Source organism: Streptomyces minutiscleroticus, from assembly GCF_014650875.1.
GTDB classification, from domain to species: domain Bacteria; phylum Actinomycetota; class Actinomycetes; order Streptomycetales; family Streptomycetaceae; genus Streptomyces; species Streptomyces minutiscleroticus.
In genome coordinates, this window is the sequence record NZ_BMVU01000019.1 from 76,840 (window position 1) to 99,325 (window position 22,486).

At 73.3% G+C, this 22,486-nt stretch carries 20 protein-coding genes and 1 tRNA gene; 8 read left to right on the plus strand and 13 right to left on the minus strand.

The window, feature by feature from the left end; all coding sequences use genetic code 11:
* Positions 1 to 215 precede the first annotated feature (215 nt).
* The 5 genes from IE271_RS19795 to IE271_RS19815 all read left to right on the plus strand — a co-directional run bounded on the left by IE271_RS19795 (position 216) and on the right by IE271_RS19815 (position 4,317).
* On the plus strand, positions 216 to 1,256 hold the full coding sequence (locus IE271_RS19795; protein ID WP_229919442.1) for an ABC transporter ATP-binding protein: 1,041 nt from the start codon (positions 216 to 218) through the stop codon (positions 1,254 to 1,256).
* Positions 1,246 to 2,163: an ABC transporter permease gene (locus IE271_RS19800; protein WP_190191689.1), complete on the plus strand. Its 918-nt coding sequence runs from the start codon at positions 1,246 to 1,248 to the stop codon at positions 2,161 to 2,163. The genes IE271_RS19795 and IE271_RS19800 overlap by 11 nt, the downstream gene beginning before the upstream one ends.
* A 97-nt stretch (positions 2,164 to 2,260) precedes the next feature.
* The gene (locus tag IE271_RS19805; protein WP_190191690.1) at positions 2,261 to 3,172 is read left to right on the plus strand and encodes an ABC transporter ATP-binding protein; all 912 of its coding nucleotides are present in this window, start codon (positions 2,261 to 2,263) and stop codon (positions 3,170 to 3,172) included.
* A gap of 10 nt (positions 3,173 to 3,182) precedes the next feature.
* Positions 3,183 to 3,902, plus strand: a complete 720-nt coding sequence (locus IE271_RS19810) for an ABC transporter permease (RefSeq protein WP_190191691.1) — start codon at positions 3,183 to 3,185, stop codon at positions 3,900 to 3,902.
* A gap of 330 nt (positions 3,903 to 4,232) precedes the next feature.
* Positions 4,233 to 4,317: transfer RNA gene (locus tag IE271_RS19815), tRNA-Ser, on the plus strand.
* A 260-nt stretch (positions 4,318 to 4,577) separates the two neighbouring features.
* On the opposite strand, the gene IE271_RS19820 is transcribed toward IE271_RS19815, so the two are convergent.
* The 9 genes from IE271_RS19820 to IE271_RS19860 form a co-directional block, all read right to left on the minus strand.
* Positions 4,578 to 5,396, minus strand: a complete 819-nt coding sequence (locus tag IE271_RS19820; RefSeq protein WP_190191692.1) for an HAD family hydrolase — start codon at positions 5,394 to 5,396, stop codon at positions 4,578 to 4,580.
* A complete protein-coding gene (gene serS, locus IE271_RS19825; RefSeq protein WP_190191693.1) occupies positions 5,393 to 6,670 on the minus strand; it encodes a serine--tRNA ligase in 1,278 nt (425 codons plus the stop codon). The genes IE271_RS19820 and serS overlap by 4 nt, the downstream gene beginning before the upstream one ends.
* A 582-nt stretch (positions 6,671 to 7,252) precedes the next feature.
* Positions 7,253 to 8,185 carry a prephenate dehydratase gene (gene pheA, locus IE271_RS19830; RefSeq protein WP_190191694.1) on the minus strand — a complete coding sequence of 311 codons (933 nt, stop codon included), beginning with the start codon at positions 8,183 to 8,185 and terminating at the stop codon, positions 7,253 to 7,255.
* A 178-nt stretch (positions 8,186 to 8,363) separates the two neighbouring features.
* The gene (gene efeB, locus IE271_RS19835) at positions 8,364 to 9,782 is read right to left on the minus strand and encodes an iron uptake transporter deferrochelatase/peroxidase subunit (RefSeq protein WP_229919443.1); all 1,419 of its coding nucleotides are present in this window, start codon (positions 9,780 to 9,782) and stop codon (positions 8,364 to 8,366) included.
* Positions 9,783 to 9,789: 7 nt separating this feature from the next.
* On the minus strand, positions 9,790 to 11,670 hold the full coding sequence (locus tag IE271_RS19840; protein ID WP_190191695.1) for a copper resistance CopC/CopD family protein: 1,881 nt from the start codon (positions 11,668 to 11,670) through the stop codon (positions 9,790 to 9,792).
* Positions 11,671 to 11,684: 14 nt separating this feature from the next.
* A complete protein-coding gene (locus tag IE271_RS19845; protein ID WP_190191696.1) occupies positions 11,685 to 12,146 on the minus strand; it encodes a copper chaperone PCu(A)C in 462 nt (153 codons plus the stop codon).
* Positions 12,143 to 12,796, minus strand: a complete 654-nt coding sequence (locus IE271_RS19850) for an SCO family protein (RefSeq protein WP_190191697.1) — start codon at positions 12,794 to 12,796, stop codon at positions 12,143 to 12,145. The genes IE271_RS19845 and IE271_RS19850 overlap by 4 nt, the downstream gene beginning before the upstream one ends.
* Positions 12,797 to 12,881: 85 nt before the next feature.
* Complete coding sequence (locus IE271_RS19855) at positions 12,882 to 13,619, minus strand: YcnI family copper-binding membrane protein (protein ID WP_190191698.1); 738 nt, start codon at positions 13,617 to 13,619, stop codon at positions 12,882 to 12,884.
* Between the two features lie 122 nt (positions 13,620 to 13,741).
* The gene (locus IE271_RS19860) at positions 13,742 to 14,551 is read right to left on the minus strand and encodes a hypothetical protein (protein WP_190191699.1); all 810 of its coding nucleotides are present in this window, start codon (positions 14,549 to 14,551) and stop codon (positions 13,742 to 13,744) included.
* 220 nt (positions 14,552 to 14,771) lie between these two features.
* Between IE271_RS19860 and IE271_RS19865 the strand changes: the two genes are divergently transcribed.
* Entirely contained in the window at positions 14,772 to 15,227 is a 456-nt protein-coding gene (locus IE271_RS19865; RefSeq protein ID WP_190191700.1) for an ATP-binding protein, read from the plus strand.
* A 169-nt stretch (positions 15,228 to 15,396) separates the two neighbouring features.
* On the opposite strand, the gene IE271_RS19870 is transcribed toward IE271_RS19865, so the two are convergent.
* Together IE271_RS19870 and IE271_RS19875 are read right to left on the minus strand one after the other, a co-directional pair.
* On the minus strand, positions 15,397 to 16,863 hold the full coding sequence (locus IE271_RS19870; protein WP_190191701.1) for an aminopeptidase P family protein: 1,467 nt from the start codon (positions 16,861 to 16,863) through the stop codon (positions 15,397 to 15,399).
* A 151-nt stretch (positions 16,864 to 17,014) separates the two neighbouring features.
* Entirely contained in the window at positions 17,015 to 18,409 is a 1,395-nt protein-coding gene (locus tag IE271_RS19875; protein ID WP_190191702.1) for a PP2C family protein-serine/threonine phosphatase, read from the minus strand.
* A 587-nt stretch (positions 18,410 to 18,996) separates the two neighbouring features.
* Between IE271_RS19875 and IE271_RS19880 the strand changes: the two genes are divergently transcribed.
* Both IE271_RS19880 and IE271_RS19885 read left to right on the plus strand, forming a co-directional pair.
* Positions 18,997 to 19,662: a bifunctional DNA primase/polymerase gene (locus IE271_RS19880; RefSeq protein WP_190191703.1), complete on the plus strand. Its 666-nt coding sequence runs from the start codon at positions 18,997 to 18,999 to the stop codon at positions 19,660 to 19,662.
* 56 nt (positions 19,663 to 19,718) lie between these two features.
* Positions 19,719 to 20,429: a hypothetical protein gene (locus IE271_RS19885; RefSeq protein WP_229919444.1), complete on the plus strand. Its 711-nt coding sequence runs from the start codon at positions 19,719 to 19,721 to the stop codon at positions 20,427 to 20,429.
* Positions 20,430 to 20,694: 265 nt separating this feature from the next.
* Here the strand turns inward: IE271_RS19885 and IE271_RS19890 are convergent, their stop codons facing one another.
* Positions 20,695 to 21,672: a DUF5926 family protein gene (locus IE271_RS19890; RefSeq protein ID WP_190191704.1), complete on the minus strand. Its 978-nt coding sequence runs from the start codon at positions 21,670 to 21,672 to the stop codon at positions 20,695 to 20,697.
* Between the two features lie 126 nt (positions 21,673 to 21,798).
* Positions 21,799 to 22,341 carry an ATP-binding protein gene (locus IE271_RS19895; RefSeq protein ID WP_229919445.1) on the minus strand — a complete coding sequence of 181 codons (543 nt, stop codon included), beginning with the start codon at positions 22,339 to 22,341 and terminating at the stop codon, positions 21,799 to 21,801.
* Between the last annotated feature and the right edge of the window lie 145 nt (positions 22,342 to 22,486).

Below are 22,486 nucleotides of genomic sequence, written 5' to 3' on the forward strand. Positions count from 1 at the left end.
AATGCCTCCCCCTGTACCCGCCCGCCGCGCACCCGCCCGCCGTCGGCCTCCTTCTCCGGACGCGCCCGCCGGCCTCTCCCTCCGGACCCGCCCGCCGCCGGTCTCCCTCTCCGGACCCACCCCCTACGGGCCCGTACGACTGGAGGCTGAGAGAGATACCGCCTTCTGGTCTGACGCCCGTTGTGGCGTGCGCCACTAGCGTCGTGGATGTGACTGTGATCGCGACCGAAAGCCTGAGCAAGCGGTTCCCGAAGGTGACCGCTCTGGACCGGCTCTCCGTGGACGTCGGACCCGGTGTGACCGGGCTCGTCGGGGCCAACGGGGCCGGCAAGTCCACCCTGATCAAGATCCTGCTGGGACTGTCCCCCGCCACCGAGGGCCGGGCCGAGGTGCTCGGGCTCGACGTCGCCACCAAGGGCGGCGCCATCCGCGAGCGGGTCGGCTACATGCCCGAGCACGACTGCCTGCCGCCGGACGTCTCGGCCACCGAGTTCGTCGTCCACATGGCGCGCATGTCGGGCCTCCCGCCGGCCGCGGCCCGCGAGCGCACGGCGGACACGCTGCGCCACGTCGGCCTGTACGAGGAGCGCTACCGCCCCATCGGCGGCTACTCGACCGGCATGAAGCAGCGCGTCAAGCTCGCCCAGGCCCTGGTGCACGACCCGAAGCTGGTCTTCCTCGACGAGCCGACCAACGGCCTCGACCCGGTCGGCCGCGACGAGATGCTGGGCCTGATCCGCCGCATCCACACCGACTTCGGCATCTCGGTCCTGGTCACCTCGCACCTGCTCGGAGAACTGGAGCGCACCTGCGACCACGTCGTCGTCATCGACGGCGGCAAGCTCCTGCGGTCCAGCTCCACCACGGACTTCACGCAGATCACGACGACGCTCGCGATCGAGGTCACCGACACCGACGAGCACCCGGACGGCACCCGGGCGGTGCGCGAGGCGCTCCGCGCGCGCGGGGTGGACACCCACGACGGCAGCGGGCTGCCCGGCGCGGGCCACGTCCTGCTGCTGACCGCCGAGGGCGAGGAGACGTACGACCTGGTACGCGACGTCGTCACCGACCTGGGCCTCGGCCTGGTCCGCATGGAACAGCGCAGACACCGCATTGCGGAGGTCTTCCGCGGCGACAGCGACGAGAACAGTGGCACGAGCGGCGAGAGCGGCACGGACGGCGGGACCCGCGGGAACGGCGCGGACCGCGACGGCGACGGCGAACGGAAGGAGGCGGTCGGCCATGGCGGTTGAGCAGCCGCGGACCCGGGACACGACGGGGCCCGGGGACGAGACCCGCATCCACAACATCGGCTACCGCACCTACGACGGCCCGCGCCTGGGCCGCGCCTACGCGCGCCGCTCGCTGTACTCGCAGTCCCTGCGCGGCGCCTACGGTCTGGGCCGCTCGGCCAAGTCCAAGGTGCTGCCCCTGCTGCTCCTCGTGGTGATGTGCGCGCCCGCCGCGATCATGGTGGCCGTCGCGGTCGCCACCAAGGCGAAGGACCTGCCCACGGACTACACGCAGTACGCGATCTTCCTGCAGGCGGTCATCGGCCTCTACGTGGCCTCCCAGGCGCCCCAGGCGGTCTCCCGGGACCTGCGTTTCCGGACCGTGCCCCTGTACTTCTCGCGCCCGATCGAGACGGCCGACTACGTCCGGGCCAAGTACGCGGCCCTGACGTCCGCCCTGTTCATCCTCACCGCCACCCCGCTGCTGGTCCTCTACGTCGGAGCGCTGCTGGCCAAGCTCGACTTCGCCGACCAGACCAAGGGCTTCGCACAAGGACTGGTCTCCGTGGCCCTCCTCTCCCTCCTCTTCGCCGGCATCGGCCTGGTCGTCTCGGCGGTCACGCCCCGCCGCGGCTTCGGCATCGCGGCCGTCATCGCCGTCCTGACGATCTCCTACGGGGCGGTCTCCACCCTCCAGGCCATCGCCTACGACCAGTCGAGCACCGGCGCGATCCCCTGGCTCGGGCTCTTCTCGCCGATCACGCTCATCGACGGCGTGCAGACCGCCTTCCTGGGGGCCTCCTCCTCCTACCCCGGCGGGTACGGGCCCTCCGGCGCCGAGGGCGTCGTCCACCTGGCCGTCGTCCTGGGGATCATCGCCGGCTGCTACGGCCTGCTGATGCGCCGCTACCGGAAGGCCGGCCTGTGACCCTCCCGCCCGTCCCCCACCACCACTCCTCCAGGGCCGCGCTCCGCGCCTTTCCCTCCGCCGCCCACCGCCAGCCCTCAAGGAACAGGCCGCTCCCATGAGCACTCTTCGGATCGATCACGTATCGCGCTGGTTCGGCAACGTGGTGGCCGTCAACGACATCACCATGACGGTCGGCCCCGGCGTCACCGGCCTGCTCGGCCCCAACGGCGCCGGCAAGTCCACCCTCATCAACATGATGGGCGGCTTCCTCTCCCCCTCCACGGGCTCCGTCACCCTCGACGGGCAGCCGGTGTGGCGCAACGAGAAGATCTACCGGCACATCGGCATCGTCCCCGAGCGCGAGGCGATGTACGACGTCCTGACGGGGCGTGAGTTCGTCCTCGCCAACGCGGAGCTGCACGGCCTCGGCGCGAAGGCCGCCGACCGGGCGCTGGCCACGGTCGAGATGCAGTACGCGCAGGACCGGCGGATCTCCACGTACTCCAAGGGCATGCGGCAGCGCGTGAAGATGGCGTCCGCGCTGGTCCACGACCCGTCCCTGCTGCTGCTCGACGAGCCCTTCAACGGCATGGACCCGCGCCAGCGCATGCAGCTGATGGACCTGCTGCGGCGGATGGGCGGCGAGGGCCGCACGGTGCTGTTCTCGTCCCACATCCTCGAAGAGGTCGAACAGCTCGCCGCGCACATCGAGGTGATCGTCGCCGGGCGCCACGCGGCCGGCGGCGACTTCCGCCGCATCCGGCGGCTGATGACCGACCGGCCGCACCGTTACCTCGTGCGCTCCAGCGACGACCGCACGCTCGCGGCCGCGCTGATCGCCGACCCGTCGACGTCGGGCATCGAGGTGGACCCGAAGGAGGACGCCCTGCTCGTCCAGGCCGTCGACTTCGGGCGCTTCACCACGCTGCTGCCGCGGGTCGCTCGCGAGCACGGCATCCGCCTGCTGACGGTCTCGCCGTCCGACGAGTCCCTGGAGTCCGTCTTCTCGTATCTGGTCGCGGCGTAGGAGGCCGAAGATGTACGACCCCACAGTCGCCCGGCTCACCTACCGGGGCCTGCTCGGCCGCCGCCGGGCCCTCATCCTGGGCGCCCTGCCCGTCCTGCTGATCGTGATCTCCGTGGCCGTGCGGTTCTTCGCGGGGACCGACGACCAGGTCGCCGCGGACGTGCTCGGCGGCTTCGCGCTCGCCACCATGGTGCCGATCATCGGCGTCATCGCCGGCACCGGCGCGATCGGACCGGAGATCGACGACGGCTCGGTGGTGTACCTGCTGTCCAAGCCGGTCAAGCGGCCGACGATCATCTTCACCAAGCTGATCGTCGCCATCGCCGTGACCATGGTCTTCTCGGCCGTCCCGACGATGGTCGCGGGCCTGATCCTGAACGGCAACGGGCAGCAGGTGGCCGTCGCGTACACGGTCGCCGCGCTCGTCGCCTCCATCGCCTACGCGGCGATCTTCCTGCTCCTGGGCACGGTCACCCGGCACGCCGTGGTGTTCGGGCTCGTCTACGCCCTCGTGTGGGAGGCGCTCTTTGGGAGCCTGGTCTCGGGCGCGCGCACGCTCAGCGTCCAGCAGTGGGCCCTCTCCGTGGCCCACGAGGTGACGGGCGGCGACCTCGTCACCTCGGACGTGAGCCTGCCGGTCGCCGCGGTGCTGCTCGTCGTGGTCACGGCGGCCGCCACCTGGTACGCCGGCCAGCGGCTGCGGTCGCTGACGCTCGCCGGGGAGGAGTGAGCCCCGCGCCGGCCGCGGACGGCCGCCTCCCGCGCGTGCGCCCCGCACCGGGCGGGCACGCGCGGGGCGGTCCGTCCGCGGCGCGCTTAATCCGGTGGCGCCGAAAGCGGCCTCCCGGGCACAGTGGTGACGTCCACGCCGCCGGTCGGACCGGCGCCACCTTCTGGGAGAGGAGCGCGACGATGTCCGGTACGAACAGCTCGTCGAGCTCCCGGCAGGGCGGCCCGCGGCGGATTCCGGAGTAGTCACTCCTCCGTCGAGTCCGCCCCGCACGGGAGCCGCCCGGGGCGGCCGCTTCGAGCGCGCGATCTTCGCGCGGGCCGCCCACCCGGAGGATTGGCCGAGAGGTAAGGCACCGGCTTGCTGAGCCGTGGTCGGGGTCGTCCCCGCGCGCGTTCGATCCGCGCATCCTCCGCGATCGCCAGGACGGCGCCCGTCGCCCCGGGCGCCCATGTTTTGGCATGCATGTGCCCCTGGCCCGGCGGCGTACGTGCTTCGCGCCGGCGGTGTATGTGTCCCGGCCCGGCGACATACGTGTCCTGCCCCCGTGGCGTACGTGTCGTCTGTCCGTGCCGACACCGGCCCCGGTGTCCGTCGCCGGCCTCCCGCCCCGGCCTCCGTCCGCGACGGACGGGGACCGGACGGGCGTCGGGAGGCCGGCGCCGGTCGCGTGGGTCAGCCCTGCGCGAGCAGCCTCTCCAGCACCACCGCGATCCCGTCCTCCTCGTTGGACGAGGTCACCTCGTCGGCCACGGCCTTGAGCGAGTCGTGGGCGTTGGCCATCGCCACGCCGTGCCCGGCCCAGCCGAACATCGGGATGTCGTTCGGCATGTCGCCGAAGGCGATCGTCTCGGCGGCCTTGACGCCCAGCCTGCGGGCCGCGATCGACAGGCCGGTGGCCTTAGACAGCCCCAGCGGCAGGATCTCCACGATGCCCTCGCCCGCCATGACCACGCTGATCAGACCGCCGGCGGCCTGCCGCGCCGCCTCCGCCAGCTCGTCGTCGGAGAGGTCCGGGTGCTGGATGTACATCTTGGTCAGGGGCGCGGCCCACAGCTCCGCGACGTCCGTGAACGGCACGGCCTGCAGCAGCCCCTGCACCCGGTAGCCGGGGCCGACCAGCACGTCGCCGTCGACGCCGTCCCGGCTGGCGGCCACCGCCAGCGGTCCCACCTCCGCCTCGATCTTGGAGAGGGCCAGGCCGGCCAGCTGCCGGTCGAGGGTGACGGACGTCAGCAGCCGGTGCGCCCCGGCGTCGTACACCTGGGCGCCCTGGCCGCACACGGCGATGCCGTCGTAGCCGAGTCCGTCCAGTATGTGCCGGGTCCACGGCACGGCCCGGCCGGTGACGACGATGTGCAGGGCGCCCGCCGCGCTCGCCGCGGCGAGCGCCTCGCGGGTGCGCTGCGAGACCGTGTCGTCGGAGCGCAGGAGCGTGCCGTCGAGGTCGGTCGCGACGAGCCGGTACGGGAAGGCGGGAGCGGAGGCGGTCACCGGGCGGCCGGCTCCAGGACTTCCCGCCCGCCGAGGTAGGGACGCAGCACCTCGGGCACCCGCACGGAGCCGTCGGCCTGCTGGTGGTTCTCCAGGATCGCCACGATCGTGCGCGGTACGGCGCACAGCGTGCCGTTCAGCGTCGCCAGCGGCCTGACCTGCTTGCCCTCACGCACCCGGATCGACAGCCGGCGCGACTGGAACTCGCCGCAGTCCGAGGTCGAGGTCAGCTCGCGGTACTTGCCCTGGGTCGGGATCCACGCCTCGCAGTCGAACTTGCGGGCCGCCGAGGCGCCGAGGTCGGCCGACGCCACGTCGATGACGCGGAACGGCAGCTCCAGCGAGGTCAGCCACTGCTTCTCCCACTCCAGCAGCCGCTTGTGCTCGGCCTGGGCGTCCTCCGGCGCGACGTACGAGAACATCTCGACCTTGTCGAACTGGTGGACACGGAAGATGCCCTTGGTGTCCTTGCCGTGCGAGCCGGCCTCGCGGCGGAAGCAGGGCGAGAAGCCCGCGTACCGCAGCGGCAGCCGGTCGGCCTCGATGATCTCGTCCATGTGGTACGCGGCCAGCGGCACCTCGGACGTACCCACCAGGTACAGGTCGTCCTTGTCCAGGTGGTAGACGTCCTGCGCGGCCTGGCCGAGGAAGCCGGTGCCGGCCATCGACTGCGGGCGGACCAGCGCGGGCGTGAGCATCGGCGTGAAGCCGGCGGCGGTGGCCTGCGCGATCGCCGCGTTCACCAGCGCGAGCTCCAGGAGCGCGCCGATGCCGGTGAGGAAGTAGAAGCGCGAGCCGGAGACCTTGGCGCCGCGCTCGACGTCGATCGCGCCGAGCGACCGCCCGAGCTCCATGTGGTCCTTGGGCTCGAAGCCCTCGGCCGCGAAGTCGCGGATCGTGCCGTGCGTCTCCAGCGTGACGAAGTCCTCCTCGCCGCCGACGGGGACGTCGGGGTGGACGAGGTTGCCGAGCTGGAGGAGCAGCTCCTGGGTCTCGGCCGCGGCCGCGTCCCGCTCGGCGTCGGCCGCCTTGACGTCGGCGGCGAGCTGGCTCGCCCTCTTCAGCAGCTCGGCCTTCTCGTCGCCGGCGGCCTTGGGGATCTGCTTGCCGAGCGTCCTCTGCTCGGAGCGGAGTTCGTCGAAGCGGACGCCGGACGACCTGCGCCGCTCGTCGGCGGAGAGGAGGGCGTCGACGAGCGCGACGTCCTCTCCACGGGCGCGCTGGGAGGCGCGCACACGGTCGGGGTCCTCACGGAGCAGGCGAAGGTCAATCACGTGTCAAGGCTACCGGTGCGCGCTCGCGGGTCACGACCCGATATTCCCGGCCGTGTCTTCTGCGCCTTTTGCGATATATGCGGCGCGTGTCAATAAAAACGGTCGGCTACCTGGAATGGGGGATGAGAGAAAGGGGTGTTGACTCGATTCCCTTGTGGAGAGCGGCACTTGGGCCTGTGTCTGTCCACAGAAATCCACACCGCGCCGAAAGTTATCCACAGGCTGTGCGGAATATCTGTGGACGGGGGAAGTGATCATTAGGGAGGCCATGCACAGGCCGCCCCTCTCCCGGGACAAAACTCACTTACACCCACTTAAGAGTGGAATACAGTCACTCCAAAGAGTGGAGACGGGGGAAACAGTGGACAAGAGGGGTGGCCGGAGGCTGCGGTCGGAGTTGCCGCCTCTGGAGTGATTTGTCGACCTTGCCGCACTGTGTTGTCGACTTGTCCCCAGGTCGAGAAGGATGCCTGTGGATAACTTCTGTGGACAACGAAAAATCTGCTGGTAACACCGACCGGAAGCGGTCGCCGGACGGACCCGGTCGGGCCGGCCGAGCCCGGCGAAGCGGTCACGCTCCGGTCAGAAACGGCCGTCGAGGCAGCGCGCCAGCCAGTCCGAGGCCGCCGCGAACTCGCCGTCGGACGTACCCACCCGCGGCGGTCGCACGTCCGCCGGGTCGACCTCGGCCCGCGGATAGGACCCGAGGAAGCGCACCTGCGGGCACATCCGCTTCAGACCCGTCAGCGCCTCGCCCACCCGCCGGTCGCTGACGTGGCCCTCGGCGTCGATCGCGAAGCAGTAGTTGCCGATGCCCTCGCCGGTCGGCCGGGACTGCAGCAGCATCAGGTTGACGCCGCGCACCGCGAACTCCTGGAGGATCTCCAGCAGGGCGCCGGGGTGGTCGTCGCGCTGCCAGACGACCACGGACGTCTTGTCCGCGCCGGTCGGGGCGGCGGGCCGGGCCGGCTTGCCCACCAGGACGAACCGCGTCTGCGCGTTCTCCGCGTCGTGGATGCCGGTCTCCAGCGCCTCCAGGCCGTAGCGCGCCGCCGCGAACTCGCCCGCGAAGGCCGCGTCGTAGCGGCCCTCCTGGACCAGCCGGGCGCCGTCCGCGTTCGAGGCGGCCGACTCCCACACCGCGTCCGGCAGATGCGCCTTCAGCCAGTTGCGCACCTGCGGCTGCGCGGCCGGATGCGCGGTCACGGTCTTGATGCCCGACAGCTGCGTACCCGGCCTGACCAGCAGCGCGAAGGTGATCGACAGCAGCACCTCGCGGTAGATCATGAGCGGCTCGCCGGCGACCAGCTCGTCCAGCGTGGTGGTGATGCCGCCCTCCACCGAGTTCTCGATCGGGACGAAGGCGGCCTCCGCCTCACCGGTGCGGACCGCGTCGAGCGCGGCGGGCACCGACACCATGGGGACGAGCTGCCGGGTGGCCGTCTCGGGGAGCGTCCGCAGGGCGACTTCGGTGAAGGTTCCCTCGGGGCCGAGATACGCGTAGCTGGCTGGCATGGCCTCACCCTAGTGGGCCCGTAGGGCGCCCGGTGCACGCGTCCGCCCCGCCGGCCCCGCCCACCCCCCATGTCCCGGCCACGGCGCGGACCGGAGCGCCACCGGCCGCGGCCGGGACCGGAGCCGCCGTCGGCCGTACGGGACCGGAGCCGTCGGCCGGTGGAGCCCGCGGGCGCCGTCAGCCCTCCAGCAGCCGCTGCCCCACGTACTCCCCCTGCGCCGCGCCGCCCGGCACCGCGAACAGGCCGCTCGCCTCGTGGCGGATGAACGGCGACAGCGCGTCGCCCCGGTCGAGCTTGCGCTGCACCGGGACGAAGCCGCGCAGCGGATCGGCCTGCCAGCAGATGAAGAGCAGCCCGGCGTCGGGCACGCCGTCCGCGTCGAAGCCGTCGTGGAAGGAGAACGGGCGGCGCAGCATCGCGGCGCCCCCGTTCTGGTCGGGCCGGGTGATGCGGGCGTGCGCGTTGACCGGCACGACCAGCCGGCCCTCGGCGTCCGTCTTCTCCAGGTCCATCTCGGTGGTCTCGCCGCCCCCGCTCAGCGGGGCGCCGGTGGACTTCTTGCGCCCGATGACGTCCTCCTGGTCGGCGACCGAGAGCTTCTCCCAGTCGTCGAGGAGCATCCGGATGCGGCGGACGACGACGTAGGAGCCGCCCGCCATCCACGCCGGATCGCCGTCGTCGGGTACGAAGACCCGCTTCTCGAAGTCGGACTCGGACGGCTTCGGGTTGCGCGTGCCGTCGACCTGGCCCATCAGGTTGCGGGTGGTCAGGGGCCGGTCGGTGGCGCCGGGCGAGCGGTTGAAGCCGTTCATCTGCCAGCGCACCCGGGCCGCCGACCCCGCGTCCTTCTGCAGGGCGCGCAGCGCGTGGAAGGCCACCAGGGCGTCGTTCGCGCCGATCTGCACCCACAGGTCGCCGTCGCTGCGCGCCTTGTCGAGATGGTCGGAGGAGAAGTCGGGCAGCGGGTCCAGGGCGACCGGCCGCTGCTTCTCCAGCCCCGTCCTCGCGAAGAAGCTGTGCCCGAAGCCGAACGTGACCGTGAGGGACGAGGGCCCGGCGTCCCGGGCGACGTCCGTGTCGTCGTGCGCGGCGGCCTCGCCCGCCATCAGCCGCCGGGCCGTCGCGGACCAGCGGCGCAGCAGGGCCGCCGCCTCCTTGCGTCCTGCGCCCGCCGCCAGGTCGAAGGCGACGAGATGGCCCCGGGACTGCAGCGCGGTGGTGATGCCGGGCTGATGTTTCCCGTGAAACATCTCCTCCTGTGCGCCCAGCGCGGTCAGGAGCTGTGCTCTGTCCGGCTGCGGCGCCGCCGCGTACCCGGCGGCGCCGCCCGCCGCGCCGAGCGCGAGACCGGTCGCCCCGGCCGTGCCGAGCAGCCGCCGCCGTGTGACGCCCCTGGCGGACGGAGCGCCGGCGGCCGGCGGGCGGCCGGTCCCGGCCGACCCGGACGAGGCATCGGGGCCGGACGAGGTCTTCAGGCTCGACGAGTTCTTCGGGCCGGACGAGGTCTTCGAGCCGGACGAATTCTTCGGGCCGGGCGAGGCGGCGGCATCGGACGGGGTCTGCGGAGGAGTGCGGTCGGAGGGTCGGTCGGGCATGCCTGGTTCAGCCGATCTGCGCGTTCTTGTCGACGGTCACTTGGTCGATGTCGGAGGTCCGCACGGTCACGGCGACCTTCCACTTGCCGGCCATGGGGAGCTGCACCCCGCTCGCCGTCCAGTGTCCGGTGGCGATGCGGTCGGGGACCACCGGCAGCGGGCCGAGGTCCTCGGCATCGAGCGTAAAGGCGACCTTCAGCTCGGGGACGTCGAAGGCCCTGCCGTCCGGGCGCTCCACGTAGACGTGCATCTCGTTGCTGCCGGTGCGGGCCGGGTCGAGGTCGAGCCGTACGACGCCCTTGCCGTCCTGGCCGCCGGTGTCGAACGGGATGTCCAGGGTCACGGTGCCGGTCTGCCCCGTCGACGCCGAGGCCGAGGTGGCCGCCTTGGCCTCCTCCTCCGTGCGCCCCGGTTCGGTGGTGGTCAGCACGGTGGTGACGGCCAGCAGCACCACCGCGACCCCCGCCTCCATGAGCACGGAGCGGCGCAGCCCGGAGCGGTGCGGATCGGCGTCGCGCAGCTTCTTCTCCCGCGCGCTCGCCACGGCGGCCCGCTGCCGCGCCAGCTGGGCGGCGCGCCGGTCGTCCCCGCCGCCGCGCGCGACCGCCGGCTCCCTCTCCTTCTCCTTCCTCGCGCGCTGGCGCACGACCGCGGCCCCGGACACGGCCGCGTCGGTCAGCCGGCCCGTCCAGCGCCGGGAGAACCAGGCCAGGCCGACGAGCACGCCGACCAGCACCACCTTGGCGATCAGCAGGCGCCCGTACGCCGTGCCGGTCAGCGCCGACCAGCTGCCGACCTGCCGCCACGACTGGTAGACGCCCGTGACGGTCAGCGCGACGACGCTGCCGAACGCCACCGCGGAGAACCGGCGCACCGCCGCGGCCTCGATGTCCGGCACCCGGTACAGGGCGACCAGCAGCGCGGCCAGGCCGCCGAGCCAGGCCGCGACGGCCAGCAGGTGCACCACGTCGACGGGCATGGCCACACCCGCCTGGAGCCCGGACGAGGCGTGCTCGGCCATCGCCCAGGTCGCGGCCAGCCCCGCCGCCACGACCGCCCCGCCGATCGCCAGACCGAAGGCGAGGTCGCGCCTCTCCTCGTCGTCCTCGCGCTTCTGGTACGCCCCGAAGAGCACGGCGACGAACAGGGCGCCGGCGGCGAGCAGCAGCAGCCGGGAGACCAGCGCGGCGCCGGGCTTGGTCTGCAGCACGGTGCCGAGCAGGGACAGGTCGAAGATGTCCGCGACCTCGCCCGAGCCGGTGTAGGAGCCGCGCATCAGCAGCAGGGCGAGCGTGGCCGCGGTCAGCGCGAGCCAGCCGGAGACCACGAGCCGCTGCACCGCGCGGACGCCCGCCCCCCGCGGCCAGCAGGCCAGCACGAAGGCGGCCCCGCCGACCAGCAGGACGAAGCCCGCGTACGAGAGGTAGCGGGCGGTGTCGTAGAGCCGGCCCACGACACCGCCGCCCGCCTCCCGGTCGGGCAGCGAGACCGACGTCTTCGAGGGCGCGCCCACGGAGAAGGTGAAGGCGCCGGAGACGGGGTGGCTGTCCGCCGACACCACCTGGTACATCACGGTGAAGGTGCCGTCGGGCAGGCCCGCGTGCAGCTTCACGCCGTAGGAGTCGCCGCCCAGGTCGAGCGGCGCGCCGGTGTCGACGCGCTCGCCCTTGGGGTCGAGCACGCGCACCGACCCCTCGGACAGCGCCACCTTCTCGGAGAAGGTCAGCGACACCTGGGTGGGAGCCTTGTCGACCACCGCTCCCTGCTGCGGATCGCTCCCGGTCAGCGCGGCGTGCGCCGAGGCGGGCGCGGCACCGGCGACGAGCGCCGCGGTGACCGCGAGGAGCAGCAGCAACAGAGCCCGAAGGCGGGGAGCGACGGATCGCATGCGCGTGCCCTTCCTCAGTGGTGTGCGGACGTCGGCCGGTAGGTCGCGGACTTCACGGGCATCTCGACCTCGATCGTCCCGGACCCGGCGAAGTGCAGGGTGACGGAGACCTTCTCGCCCTCCGTCGGCCTGCGCTCCAGCTTCTCGAACATCAGATGGTCGCCGCCGCTCTCCAGCACGACTTCGCCGTGCGCGGGGACGTCGAGGCGGTCGACCTCCTCCATGCGCCCGTCCACGGTCCTGTGGATGGTGACCTCGCCGGCGAGGTCGCTGGTGACGGAGGACAGCTCGTCGTCCTCGCCGCCGTCGTTGACGACGGTGAGGAAGCCGGCCGCCATGGTGTCCGACATCGGCTGCGGCATGTACGAGGCGCGGACCGACAGGTCGGCCGCGCCGCCGGAGTCCGCGCCGCAGCCGGTGAGGACCGGCGCGGCGGCCAGGAGCACCGCCGCGCAGACCGCGGCGCGACGCCTCACGGGGTGGCCCCCTCGACGATCTTCGGGAGGTCCCTGGTGTAGTCGTCGACGGTGGCGTCCTCGTTGTACAGCACGTAGCCGGCGTCGGTCTTCGGCGAGAACGCGATGACCTGCGTGCCGTGCGTCGAGACGACCTTGCCGTCCTTGTCCTTCTCCGGCGGGTCGATGGAGATGCCGAGCGTGCGGGCGCCCGCCTGGATGGTGTCGAAGTCGCCGCTCAGGCCGATCACGTCGGGATCGATGCCCTTGAGCCACTTGCCGAGCGCGGCCGGGGTGTCCCGCTCCGGGTCGGTGGTGACGAACACGACGCGGAGCTCGTCCTGCTCCGCCTTCGGCAGCTGCTTCTTGGCGACGGCGAGGTTGTTCATCGTCAGCGGGCAGACGTCCGGGCAGTTGGTGTAGCCGAAGTAGATCAGCGTCGGCCTGCCCTCGGTCTCCTTGCGGAGGTCGTACTTCTCGCCGTGGGTGTCGGTGAGCACGAGGTCCGGCTTCTCGAAGGGCCGGTCGAGGACCGTCGCGGCCTTCGTGGTGCCCTCCTCGGCGGAGACCTCGGCGACGGGGGTGTTCCCGTCCCCGCCGCTGCCGCAGGCGGAGAGGGTCAGCAGGGAGGCCGCGAGCAGGGCAGCCGCGGCGTATGTCTTCTTGCGCATGGAAAAATGTCCCAGATGTGAGTGCTCCGGTGTGCACCGGGGCCACGTGGCGCCGGCGCACACCGGGTGGAAGTACGGGTGCCGGTCAGGCGGCGGTGCGCCGGCGGCCGGCCAGCACGCCGAACGCGACGCCGGCCACGCCGACGACGATGCCCACGACGGCGAGCACGCGGGCCGTGGTGTCGCTGCTGTCGCCGGAGGCCGCGGCCCGGTCGTCGGCGTCGGTGTCCGCGGCGGCGGCCTCGGCGTCGTCGGAGGCGTTCGACGACGCGCCGTGGGCGTCCCCGTCGGCCTCCGAGAGCGCGAGCACGGGCGCCGGGTACTCCGGCTCCTCCTCGCCCTTCTGCGGGACCTCGATCCAGCGCACGACCTCCTTGTTGTCGTACGTCTGGATCGCCTTGAAGACCAGTTCGTCGGCGTCCTCGGGCAGCTGGCCGACGGAGAGCGGGAACTTCTGGAAGAAGCCGGGCTCGATGCCCTTGCCGTCGGCGGTCCAGGTGACCTTGGTGACGGCCTCGTCGATCTTCTGGCCGTGCAGCTCCAGCGGCTTGTCGAGCTTGCTCCTGGTGACCTTCGCCGTCCAGCCGTTCACGGGCTCGGGCATGACGGAGGCCAGGGGGTGGTCGGCGGGGAAGGCCACCTCGAGCTTGGTGGTCGAGGCGTTGTCGCGCTCGTTGGGGACCTTGAAGTCGATCACGGCGTAGCCGCCCTGGGCGGCCACGCCCTCGGGCTCCACGCCGACGTGTGCGAAGGCGGGCGCGGACAGGACGAGGACGGCCGAGGCGGCGACGCCGCCGGCGGCGGCGATGCGGGAGACCTTCATGACGGGAGACACTCCACTTCCAGCACGGATTCGGTGACGGATCGGGGTGCGCGCACCGGTGGTCACGGGCACGCGCGCGTGCCGCACGAGCGCGGCACCCCCCTGTGGAGCGGCGCGTCGTGTCAGGCGGCGAGGACGCAGGCGGCCGCGGGCGGGCCGCGCCGGATCACCGTGTGCTGGAGGGCGGCCGGCCGCGGCGCCGGCAGTGGCGACCGCGCGGGCCGCACCGCCCGCGCGCCGGGTCCGGGTACTCCGGGGAGCCCGGCCAGCAGGGCCCGGACCAGGGCGAGCGCGCCGCGCAGGGACAGCACGGTCCCCTCCGCGACGCCGGCCGACGCGAGTCGGACGAGGCGCACCAGGGCGAGGTCGCCGCGGCGCAGCAGCCACCCGGCGGCGACGGCCGCGAGGACGTGGCCGAGCAGCATGGGCAGCGAGGGGAGCACCGGTACGGAGGCACCGGCCGTGGTGGACAGGGCGTCCGCCGCCCCGTGCGCGGAGTGCTCCGCGGCGGTCCCGACCCGGGCGTCGGCGAGGATGCGCCGCGCCTGCTCGGGGCTGAGCGCCGAGGCCTGGGCCCCGCACATGAGCCGCGCGGCGCGCGCGACCAGGGAGACGTCCGCCGCGGACGCCGTGGCGCCGCCGGCGGAGGAGGCCATGCCGTGCTGCCCGAGACCGAACAGGACGTGCAGCACGGACTGCCCGGCCGCGAGCAGGGCGGCGATGCCCCGCAGCGAGCGCTCGCGCCCGGCGAGCGGCACGGCCACGGCGAAGACGGCGAGGAACCCGGTGCCGACCGCCCACAGCGGGACGGAGGCGCAGGAGGCCAGTGCGTGCCCCGTGGCGGCCAGCGCGACGCAGACCGCGGAGAACACCGCGGCCCGCAGGATCCGGACGTCCCGTCCGGAGCGTGTGCGCTGGGGGGAGGCAGTCATGGCGGACCCATCATCGCACCGGTCCCGCCCGCCCGGTACGGCAGGTCCACAAGGTGCGCTACGAGCGGAAGGTCGCCTTTCGCCCGGCTCGCTCCGCATACACCGGACGGGGGTGGCGCGCATCGGCCGTTCGGGCGGCATCACGTCAACTCCGCGCTTACGTTCAGCCACCCGTGGCAATACGTAACGGTATGTCGAGCCGCGGCCAGGAGGCTGGAGCATGAGCATCTGGTGGTCCCTCCATCTGCGACGCGACGCCGCGAGCGTGCCCCTGGCCAGGCGGCTGCTCCTCGGCGCGATGGAGACCGCGGGCGTGGACCCCGAGATCTCCTACGACCTCTCCGTCGCCCTCAGCGAGGCCTGCGCGAACGCCGTCGAGCACGGCGGCGCGGGCGGCTACGGGGAACGCCCCGAGGGCTACCGGGTCACGGCCTACCTGGACGGCGAGAAGTGCCGGATCGAGGTGACCGACTCGGGGCCCGGCTTTCCCGCGGGACGCGGCCGCCCGGTCCTGCGTCCCGCTCCCGGCGAGGCCGAGCACGGCCGGGGCCTGTGCCTGATCCAGGAGCTCGCCGACCACGTGCACATCGGAAACGACCCGGGCGCGGGCGGCGCCGTGGTCAGCTTCGACAAGATCCTCAAGTGGCGCGAGGACGCACCGCTGCTGGCGATGTGAGCGACGCCGGGTCCCGTACGCGGTCCGCCGACCCGGTGGACCGGCCGTTACCGCCCCGGGAGCGCCCGCACGCACGGACGGCCGGGCGCTCGCGCGAGCACCCGGCCGTCCGTCTCGAAACAGTCCCTGGAGGAGCGCTTTTCAGCCCCCGGGAACCGCCGTCGGCGCGTCAGCCCTTCAGGCGGGCCATCCACGCCTCGACCTCGTCGGACCGGCGCGGCAGCCCGGCCGACAGGTTCCGGTTGCCGTCCTCGGTGACGAGGATGTCGTCCTCGATGCGGACGCCGATGCCCCGGTACTCCTCCGGCACGGTCAGGTCGTCGGCCTGGAAGTACAGGCCCGGCTCGACCGTGAGCACCATGCCGGGCTCCAGCGTGCCGTCCACGTACGCCTCGACCCGCGCGGCCGCGCAGTCGTGGACGTCCATGCCGAGCATGTGACCGGTGCCGTGCAGGGTCCAGCGGCGCTGCAGGCCCAGCTCCAGGACGCGCTCGACCGGGCCCTCGACCAGGCCCCACTCGACGAGCTTCTCGGTGAGCACCCGCTGCGCGGCGTCGTGGAAGTCGCGGTACTTCGCCCCCGGCCGCACGGCCGCGATGCCGGCCTCCTGCGCCTCGTACACGGCGTCGTAGATCTTCTTCTGGATCTCGCTGTACGCGCCGTTGACCGGCAGCGTGCGCGTGACGTCGGCGGTGTAGAGGGTGTGCGTCTCCACGCCCGCGTCCAGCAGGAGCAGGTCGCCGGAGCGCACGGGGCCGTCGTTGCGCACCCAGTGCAGCGTGCAGGCGTGCGGTCCGGCGGCGGCGATGGTGCCGTAGCCGACGTCGTTGCCCTCCACGCGGGCGCGCAGGAAGAACGTGCCCTCGACGTAGCGCTCGCTCGTCGCCTCGGCCCTGTCGAGGACCTTCACCACGTCCTCGAAGCCGCGCACGGTGGAGTCGACGGCCTTCTGCAGCTCGCCGACCTCGAACTCGTCCTTGACCAGGCGGGCCTCGGAGAGGAAGACCCGCAGCTCCTCGTCGCGCTCGGCGGTGACCTTGTCGGTCAGCGCCGCCTCGACGCCGGCGTCGTAGCCACGCACGACGCGGACCGGGCCGGTGGCCTCGCGCAGCCGGTCGGCCAGCTCGCGCACGTCGGAGGCGGGGATGCCGTACAGCTGCTCGGCCTCGGCCAGCGAGTGGCGGCGGCCCACCCACAGCTCGCCCTGGCCGGAGAGCCAGAACTCGCCGTTCTCCCGGTCGGAGCGCGGCAGCAGGTAGAGCGTGGCGTCGTGGCCGCCGTCCTTCGGCTCCAGGACCAGGACGCCGTCCTCGGTGAGGTTGCCGGTGAGGTAGGCGTACTCGACGGAGGCGCGGAAGGGGTACTCCGTGTCGTTCGAGCGGGTCTTCAGGTTGCCCGCGGGGACGACGAGGCGCTCGCCGGGGAAGCGCGCCGACAGCGCGGCGCGGCGCTCGGCGGTCCGCTCCGCCTGGGGGACCGGCTCCAGGCCGTGCAGTTCGGTGTCGGCCCAGCCGGACCGCATGTTCTCGGCGAGCTCGTCGGACACGCCCGGGTACAGGCCGTTCTTGCGCTGCTTGATCGGCTCGTCTTCGGTGGTCTCCGGGGTCTCCGGGTTCTCCGAGAGCTCTTCCGCCACGGTCATCCTCCTTGGTACGGCGCTGGGCCTCCTCCATCGTACGGTCGTACGGAAGGGGGCCCAGGGCCGGAGGACCTGTTACACGGCGTGCCCGGACGGCCGCTCACGGCGCACCCGGGACGGGGTCCCGGCCACGCGCCGCGGGCCGTGCTCACTCGAAGTGGGCCGCCAGCACCACCACGTCCTCGTCGCTGCCGGCGTCGCCGGGCCCGTCGGGCAGCACCGAGCGCAGCACGTGGCCGACGACGGCCGCGGCGTCGTCGCGCAGGGACCTCGGCACGCTCGCGGCGGCCGCGTGCAGCCGGGCGAAGGCGCGGTCCATGGGCAGGCCGGTGCGGCGCAGCACGCCGTCGGTGTAGAGCAGCACGGTCTCGCCCGGCTCCGCGCGCAGCTCCACGCTCGGCGCCTCCCAGCAGGCCAGCATGGTGAGCGGCGCGGACAGCGAGGTCTCCACGAACTCGGTGCGCCGGTCGCCCACCACCAGCGGCGGGCAGTGCCCGGCACCGGCCAGCGTGATCTTCCCGAGGGCGGGCTCGCAGTACGCGAAGAGGGCGGTGGCGGACCGCGCCGGCTCGGTCAGCCGGAGCAGCAGTTCGAGGTCGGACAGGACCGCGACGGGGTCCTCGCCCTCCATCACCGCGTACGCCCGCAGCGAGGCCCGCAGCCGTCCCATCGCGGCGACCGCGCTCGGCCCCGACCCGGTGACGGACCCGACGGAGAGGCCGAGCGCGCCGTCCGGCAGCGGCAGCGCGTCGTACCAGTCGCCGCCGCCGCGCGGGCCGGTGCGGTGCCCGACGGCGAGCCGGACGCCGGGGACCCGGGGCAGCCGCGAGGGCAGCAGCTCCTCCGCGAGGCTCGCCGCGGCCGTCCGCGTGCGCTCCTGCTCGAGGAGGCGGCCCAGGTGCTCGGAGGCGAACCGGGTGTAGAGGCCCACGAGGTGCCGCTGCCGCTCGGACGGCTCGGCGGGCTCGTCGTAGAGCCACACGGCCGCGCCCAGCCGGCCGGCCGCCTCGGTGCCCAGGGGGAGCGCGTAGCTCGCGGCGTAGCCCAGGCGGGCCGCGACCTCGCGGTGGCGCGGGTCGAGCCCGTCCTCGGAGAGCAGGTCGGGCTGGGCGATGCCGTTCTCGCCGCCGGGCAGTCCGTCCAGGATCCGGCCGTAGGAGGTGGCGCTGCGCGGCACGGTCTCGATGTGGCCGAGATCGGCCCTGCCCAGGCCGAGTCCGGTGGTGGTGGCGGGGCCGAGGCCGTCGGCGGGCTCCAGCACCACGAGGCCGCGCCGGGCGCCGACGAGGGCGGAGCCGGCCCGCAGCAGCTCGGCGGCCGCGTCGTCCAGGGACACCGCGCGGACCAGCCGTTCGGTGAGCTCGTGCAGGGTCGTGAGGTCCGAGACCCAGCCGGCGAGGCGGTCCTGGAGGACGACGCCCGGGCCGGGTCCGGTGGGGGCCGGGACGCCTCCCGTGGCCACGGGCGCGGGCGGGACAGTGTGTGCGGGTGGCGGAACAGTGGGATCGATTCCGGCCACTTTCGGAAGGTGAGGGGCGTTCATGGCGACGGACTTTCCGCCCGGTGCGTATCACTCGATAGCATCGCAAACCCCCATGTCATTCTGCGCCGCTAGCGGTGTCTCCACATGTACACGGACTCGTGAGGAGATGTCCAGCATTGTCCTGCCGGGATTCCTGGTGTCCGAGAGACTTGTGCCAAGTGGAGAAGTTGGCCAAAAAGTGCCTCGGGTGGCGGTGTATTGCGGTCGACTGACCTTGTTCCACAGAGCGTTACAACGGTCGTGGTGGGTACGTACTCGGTGAAGGCCAGGGGTGGTTGACGTCGCCCGGAACCTGGTGACGGACCCGGGCGTCTTAACCACCGACGACCGTGCCCCATCCTCCCGTGGCGGAGGCGGCGAGACACACGCGGGACGGCAAACGCCAGACGCCGCCACCCCACGCCATGCCCATGCTTTCGACAGTCGCAGTATGGACGCGGACGCAGCCGATGTTCGGCCCATAGGGGTTTCCCCTGTCTTCGACGGGGGTGTGATGCGCCAGCAGGTATGCACAGTGCAGTGATCGACACTTGGTGTGATGTGGTCCTCGGTGTTGCCAGGCGTGCAACGGAAAGGAACGAGCGCTCATGCGCGAGATCCTCGGAAGGCGACGCAGGCTCCTGTCCCGGCGGAACGGCGGGGGGCCCGAGATGCTCGGCGCGGCCCTGACGTTCGCGACCGAGTGGCAGTGGCCCGTACTGCCCGGAGTGGCACCGGACCCGCAGGGGAAGGCCCGCTGCGCGTGCCCGGACCCCGAGTGCGCGGTGCCGGGCGCCCATCCCTTCGACCCGGGCCTGCTCGCGGCCACCACGGACGAGCGCATGGTGCGCTGGTGGTGGACCAACCGTCCGGCGGCGCCCGTGGTGCTGGCCACCGGCGGCAGCGCCCCGTGCGCGGTGAGCCTGCCGGCCCTGGCGGCCTCCCGCGCGCTGCACGCCCTCGACCGCAGGGGCATGCGCCTGGGACCGGTCGTGGCCACCTCCTCCCGCTGGGCGCTGCTCGTGGCGCCGTACTCGATGGAGCAGCTCGGCGAGCTGCTGTACGCCAAGGACTTCGTGCCCGGCTCGCTGCGCTTCCACGGTGAGGGCGGCTACCTCGCGCTGCCCCCGTCCGAGACCGGCCAGGGCCAGGTCCGCTGGGAGCGGGCGCCGCTGCCCGGCTCCGCCGCCCCCTGGGTGCCGGACGTGGAGGCCGTCGTCGACGCCGTGGTCGACGCCCTCACTCATACGGGTGTGAGCGCGCCCGAGTTGTAGGGGTGCCGGGCGCGCGCCGGGCCGGATGCCCGCGCTTGCTCGTTATCGTCCCTTTTATGCTGCGTTTTCCCGGGGCGCGTGCGCCCTCTTCGCCCTCATCGTCCGGTCGGCCGGACCCCCGAGGCGTCCGCCTCCTGGCGCTGGCCGGCGCGGTCGCCTTCCTGGCGGCCGTCCCGCTCGCCGTCGCGTCCGCGGGGTCCCTGGGCGACCGGTCCGCGAGTACCCCGGACGGGCGGACGGACGGCTCCGCCCCGGCGGACGCCGCACGGCCGGACGCCGCATCGGCCGACGGCGACGGCGAGGCCGTCGGGGGGCGGTCCGGCGACGCGGACGCCTCCGGTGACGGCTCCGGTGCTCCCGCCGAGGACTCCGCGTCGCAGCTCGGCCGCTCGTCCCTGCTGTCCGGCCTGAGTGCGGCCGCCACCGCCCGCTGCGGCCCCGAACTCTCCTCCCCCGAGGGTGTCGAGGCGCAGACCTGCGTCCTGACCCGGGGGAACGGCACCTGGGCGCGCACCTACTACCGCAACACGACCGGCGAGGACCTGAGCGCCGTCCTGAGCCTCATGGCGCCTCGCGGCCACACCGTCCAACTGCACTGCGCCCTGGACGCGGACGACGAGCCGGGGGTGTGCGAGACGCCGCGGGAGCGCACGACGGCGGCTTCGGAGGCGTACACGGCGGTCGCGGAGTTCGCGCGGGCCGCGGGCGCGGACGGGCCGATGCTGCTGCGCTCGGGGAGCAACTCGCCCTCCGGCGCGGGCAGTTGAGGTCCGCGCTCCGCGGGCGGACGGTGCGGCCGGGTCCCCGGGGCGCGCACGCGGGCATGAAAAGACCCGGTTGCTGGCGACGGGGGATGCACCAGCAACCGGGCTATGGGAACGGTAACAAGAGATCGGCGGTTCGCAAATTCGATCTCGGCTATTCGGACACCGATTTCCCTGTCAGCACGGCGAGTTGTGACAGGAGTCACCCCTGCGGAGCGCTCCCCGGACGGCCGGCCGGGCGGCCGGTCCCGTCCGGGGACCACCCGGCTCAACTCAGCGTGACCTGCCGGTTGGTGAGGCCGCCGCGCGCCCTCCGCTCGTCCGCGGTGAGGGGCGCATCCGTGTCGAGCGCCCCCGCGAGCCGCTCGGCGAACGCGGCCGCCGGCTTCTCCACGTCCTCCGCCGACATTCCCGTCGGCAGGTCCCAGACCGGCACGGTGAGGCCGTGCGCACGGAAGGAACCCACCAGGCGGGTGCCCTCGCCGAGGGACGACTGCCCCGCGGCGTGCAGCCGTGCCAGTGCGTCCAGAAGTCGCTCCTCGGGGTACGGCATGACCCAGCGCAGGTGGTTCTTGTCGGGGGTCTCGCACCAGTACGCCGCGTCGACGCCCGCGAGCTTCGCCGTCGGGATGGCCGCCGCGTTGGCCCGCTCCAGGGAGGCGGTCACCTCCGCGGTGGCGTTCTCCGCGTCCGGGACCCAGAACTCGAAGCCCTCGTGCACGACCGGCTCGAAGGCGCCCTCGGGGTCGAGCAGGTCCTGCAGCCGCGGGCCGTCGGCCGGGGCGCGGCGGCCCTGCACCGGCGTGCCGGGCTCGGCGGTGAGCGCCCGCCGCAGCGTGTCCGCCAGGTCGCGGCTGATGTCGCCGGAGGCGGTGTCGTTCTGCAGGCCGAGCAGGACCGAGCCGTCGTCGCGGCGCAGCGCCGGCCAGGCCATCGGCAGGACGGTGGCGAGCGTGACGGAGGGCACGCCCTCGGGGAGGCCGTCCTTCAGCGTCAGCTCGACGGTGGCGGCGGGCACCAGCTCGCGCAGCGCGACCCAGTCCCCCTCGCCCGGCAGGCCCTCGAACGGGCGCTGCACCAGTTCGGTGGCGGCGTGCGCGGCGGCGCGGCCGTGGCAGGCCTTGTAGCGGCGGCCGCTGCCGCAGGGGCAGGGCTCCCGGGCGCCCACGACCGGGACGGTTCCGTCGGCGCCTGCGCCGCTCCTCCGCGGCTGCCCGGCCTTCGTCTGGGGTCGCTTCTTGGCCATCGTGGGTTTCTCCCGGTTACGGCTCGTCTCGTACGGGCGCGAGCCTAGCCGCTCGTACCGGGCCGGAAGGGATCCCCGTGAACACGGCGCCGCGGCCGGTCCGTCCGGCCCGTCCGCGGGGGCGCCTCAGTCCAGGCCGTCGAAGGCGTCCCGGAGGTCGAGACCGGGCAGGGCCGGGACGGCCGGCGCCCTCACGCGCGCGGCGAGGCCGTCCCGCCGGCGGCCGTTGCACGCGTTCTTGCGCACGACCGCCCACACCGTGACCTCGCCGCGGTCGTCGTCCCGGACGCCCCAGTCGTCGGCCAGTGCCGTGATGATGTTCAGCCCGCGGCCGCCGTGCGCGGTGACCGAGGGCTTGGACGGAACCGGGCGGGTCGGACCACCGCCGTCCGTCACCTCGACCGTCAGCCCGCCGGCCGGGTCCACCCGCCACGCGGCACGGACGTCGCCGTCGCCGGCCAGGGCGTCGCCCAGCGGTCTGCCGTGCCGGCAGGCGTTGCTGAGCAGCTCCGAGAGAATCAGTACGGCGTCGTCGACGACCGCCTCCGCGACACCGCCGGAGCGCAGCTGCGCCCGCATCCGGCGTCTCGCCTTCCCCACGCCCGCAGGGCCATGGGGCACGGCCATGCTCGACGACGTGGGCACCACCTGTGCCACCACAAACGCCACCCCCGAGACCTCCTTCGCCCCACGCCACGGTGTGGATGCCCTCCCCGGCTGAGCGGGAAACCGGCCAGTAGACGGCCGGTGATGCACTCGACACGTCCCTTCACGGAGCGAACGCGCCGGTGCACACCCCGTCACCGGACGGGCG

Bases quoted from the DNA above. Each gene is read 5' to 3' on its own strand.
- IE271_RS19800 (WP_190191689.1), top strand. From the start codon at position 1,246: ATGGCGGTTGAGCAGCCGCGGACCCGGGACACGACGGGGCCCGGGGAC.
- IE271_RS19805 (WP_190191690.1), top strand. From the start codon at position 2,261: ATGAGCACTCTTCGGATCGATCACGTATCGCGCTGGTTCGGCAACGTG.
- IE271_RS19810 (WP_190191691.1), top strand. From the start codon at position 3,183: ATGTACGACCCCACAGTCGCCCGGCTCACCTACCGGGGCCTGCTCGGC.
- pheA (WP_190191694.1), bottom strand. From the start codon at position 8,185: ATGCCAGCCAGCTACGCGTATCTCGGCCCCGAGGGAACCTTCACCGAA.
- efeB (WP_229919443.1), bottom strand. From the start codon at position 9,782: ATGCCCGACCGACCCTCCGACCGCACTCCTCCGCAGACCCCGTCCGAT.
- IE271_RS19840 (WP_190191695.1), bottom strand. From the start codon at position 11,670: ATGCGATCCGTCGCTCCCCGCCTTCGGGCTCTGTTGCTGCTGCTCCTC.
- IE271_RS19850 (WP_190191697.1), bottom strand. From the start codon at position 12,796: ATGCGCAAGAAGACATACGCCGCGGCTGCCCTGCTCGCGGCCTCCCTG.
- IE271_RS19855 (WP_190191698.1), bottom strand. From the start codon at position 13,619: ATGAAGGTCTCCCGCATCGCCGCCGCCGGCGGCGTCGCCGCCTCGGCC.
- IE271_RS19860 (WP_190191699.1), bottom strand. From the start codon at position 14,551: ATGACTGCCTCCCCCCAGCGCACACGCTCCGGACGGGACGTCCGGATC.
- IE271_RS19865 (WP_190191700.1), top strand. From the start codon at position 14,772: ATGAGCATCTGGTGGTCCCTCCATCTGCGACGCGACGCCGCGAGCGTG.
- IE271_RS19875 (WP_190191702.1), bottom strand. From the start codon at position 18,409: ATGAACGCCCCTCACCTTCCGAAAGTGGCCGGAATCGATCCCACTGTT.
- IE271_RS19880 (WP_190191703.1), top strand. From the start codon at position 18,997: ATGCGCGAGATCCTCGGAAGGCGACGCAGGCTCCTGTCCCGGCGGAAC.
- IE271_RS19885 (WP_229919444.1), top strand. From the start codon at position 19,719: ATGCTGCGTTTTCCCGGGGCGCGTGCGCCCTCTTCGCCCTCATCGTCC.
- IE271_RS19890 (WP_190191704.1), bottom strand. From the start codon at position 21,672: ATGGCCAAGAAGCGACCCCAGACGAAGGCCGGGCAGCCGCGGAGGAGC.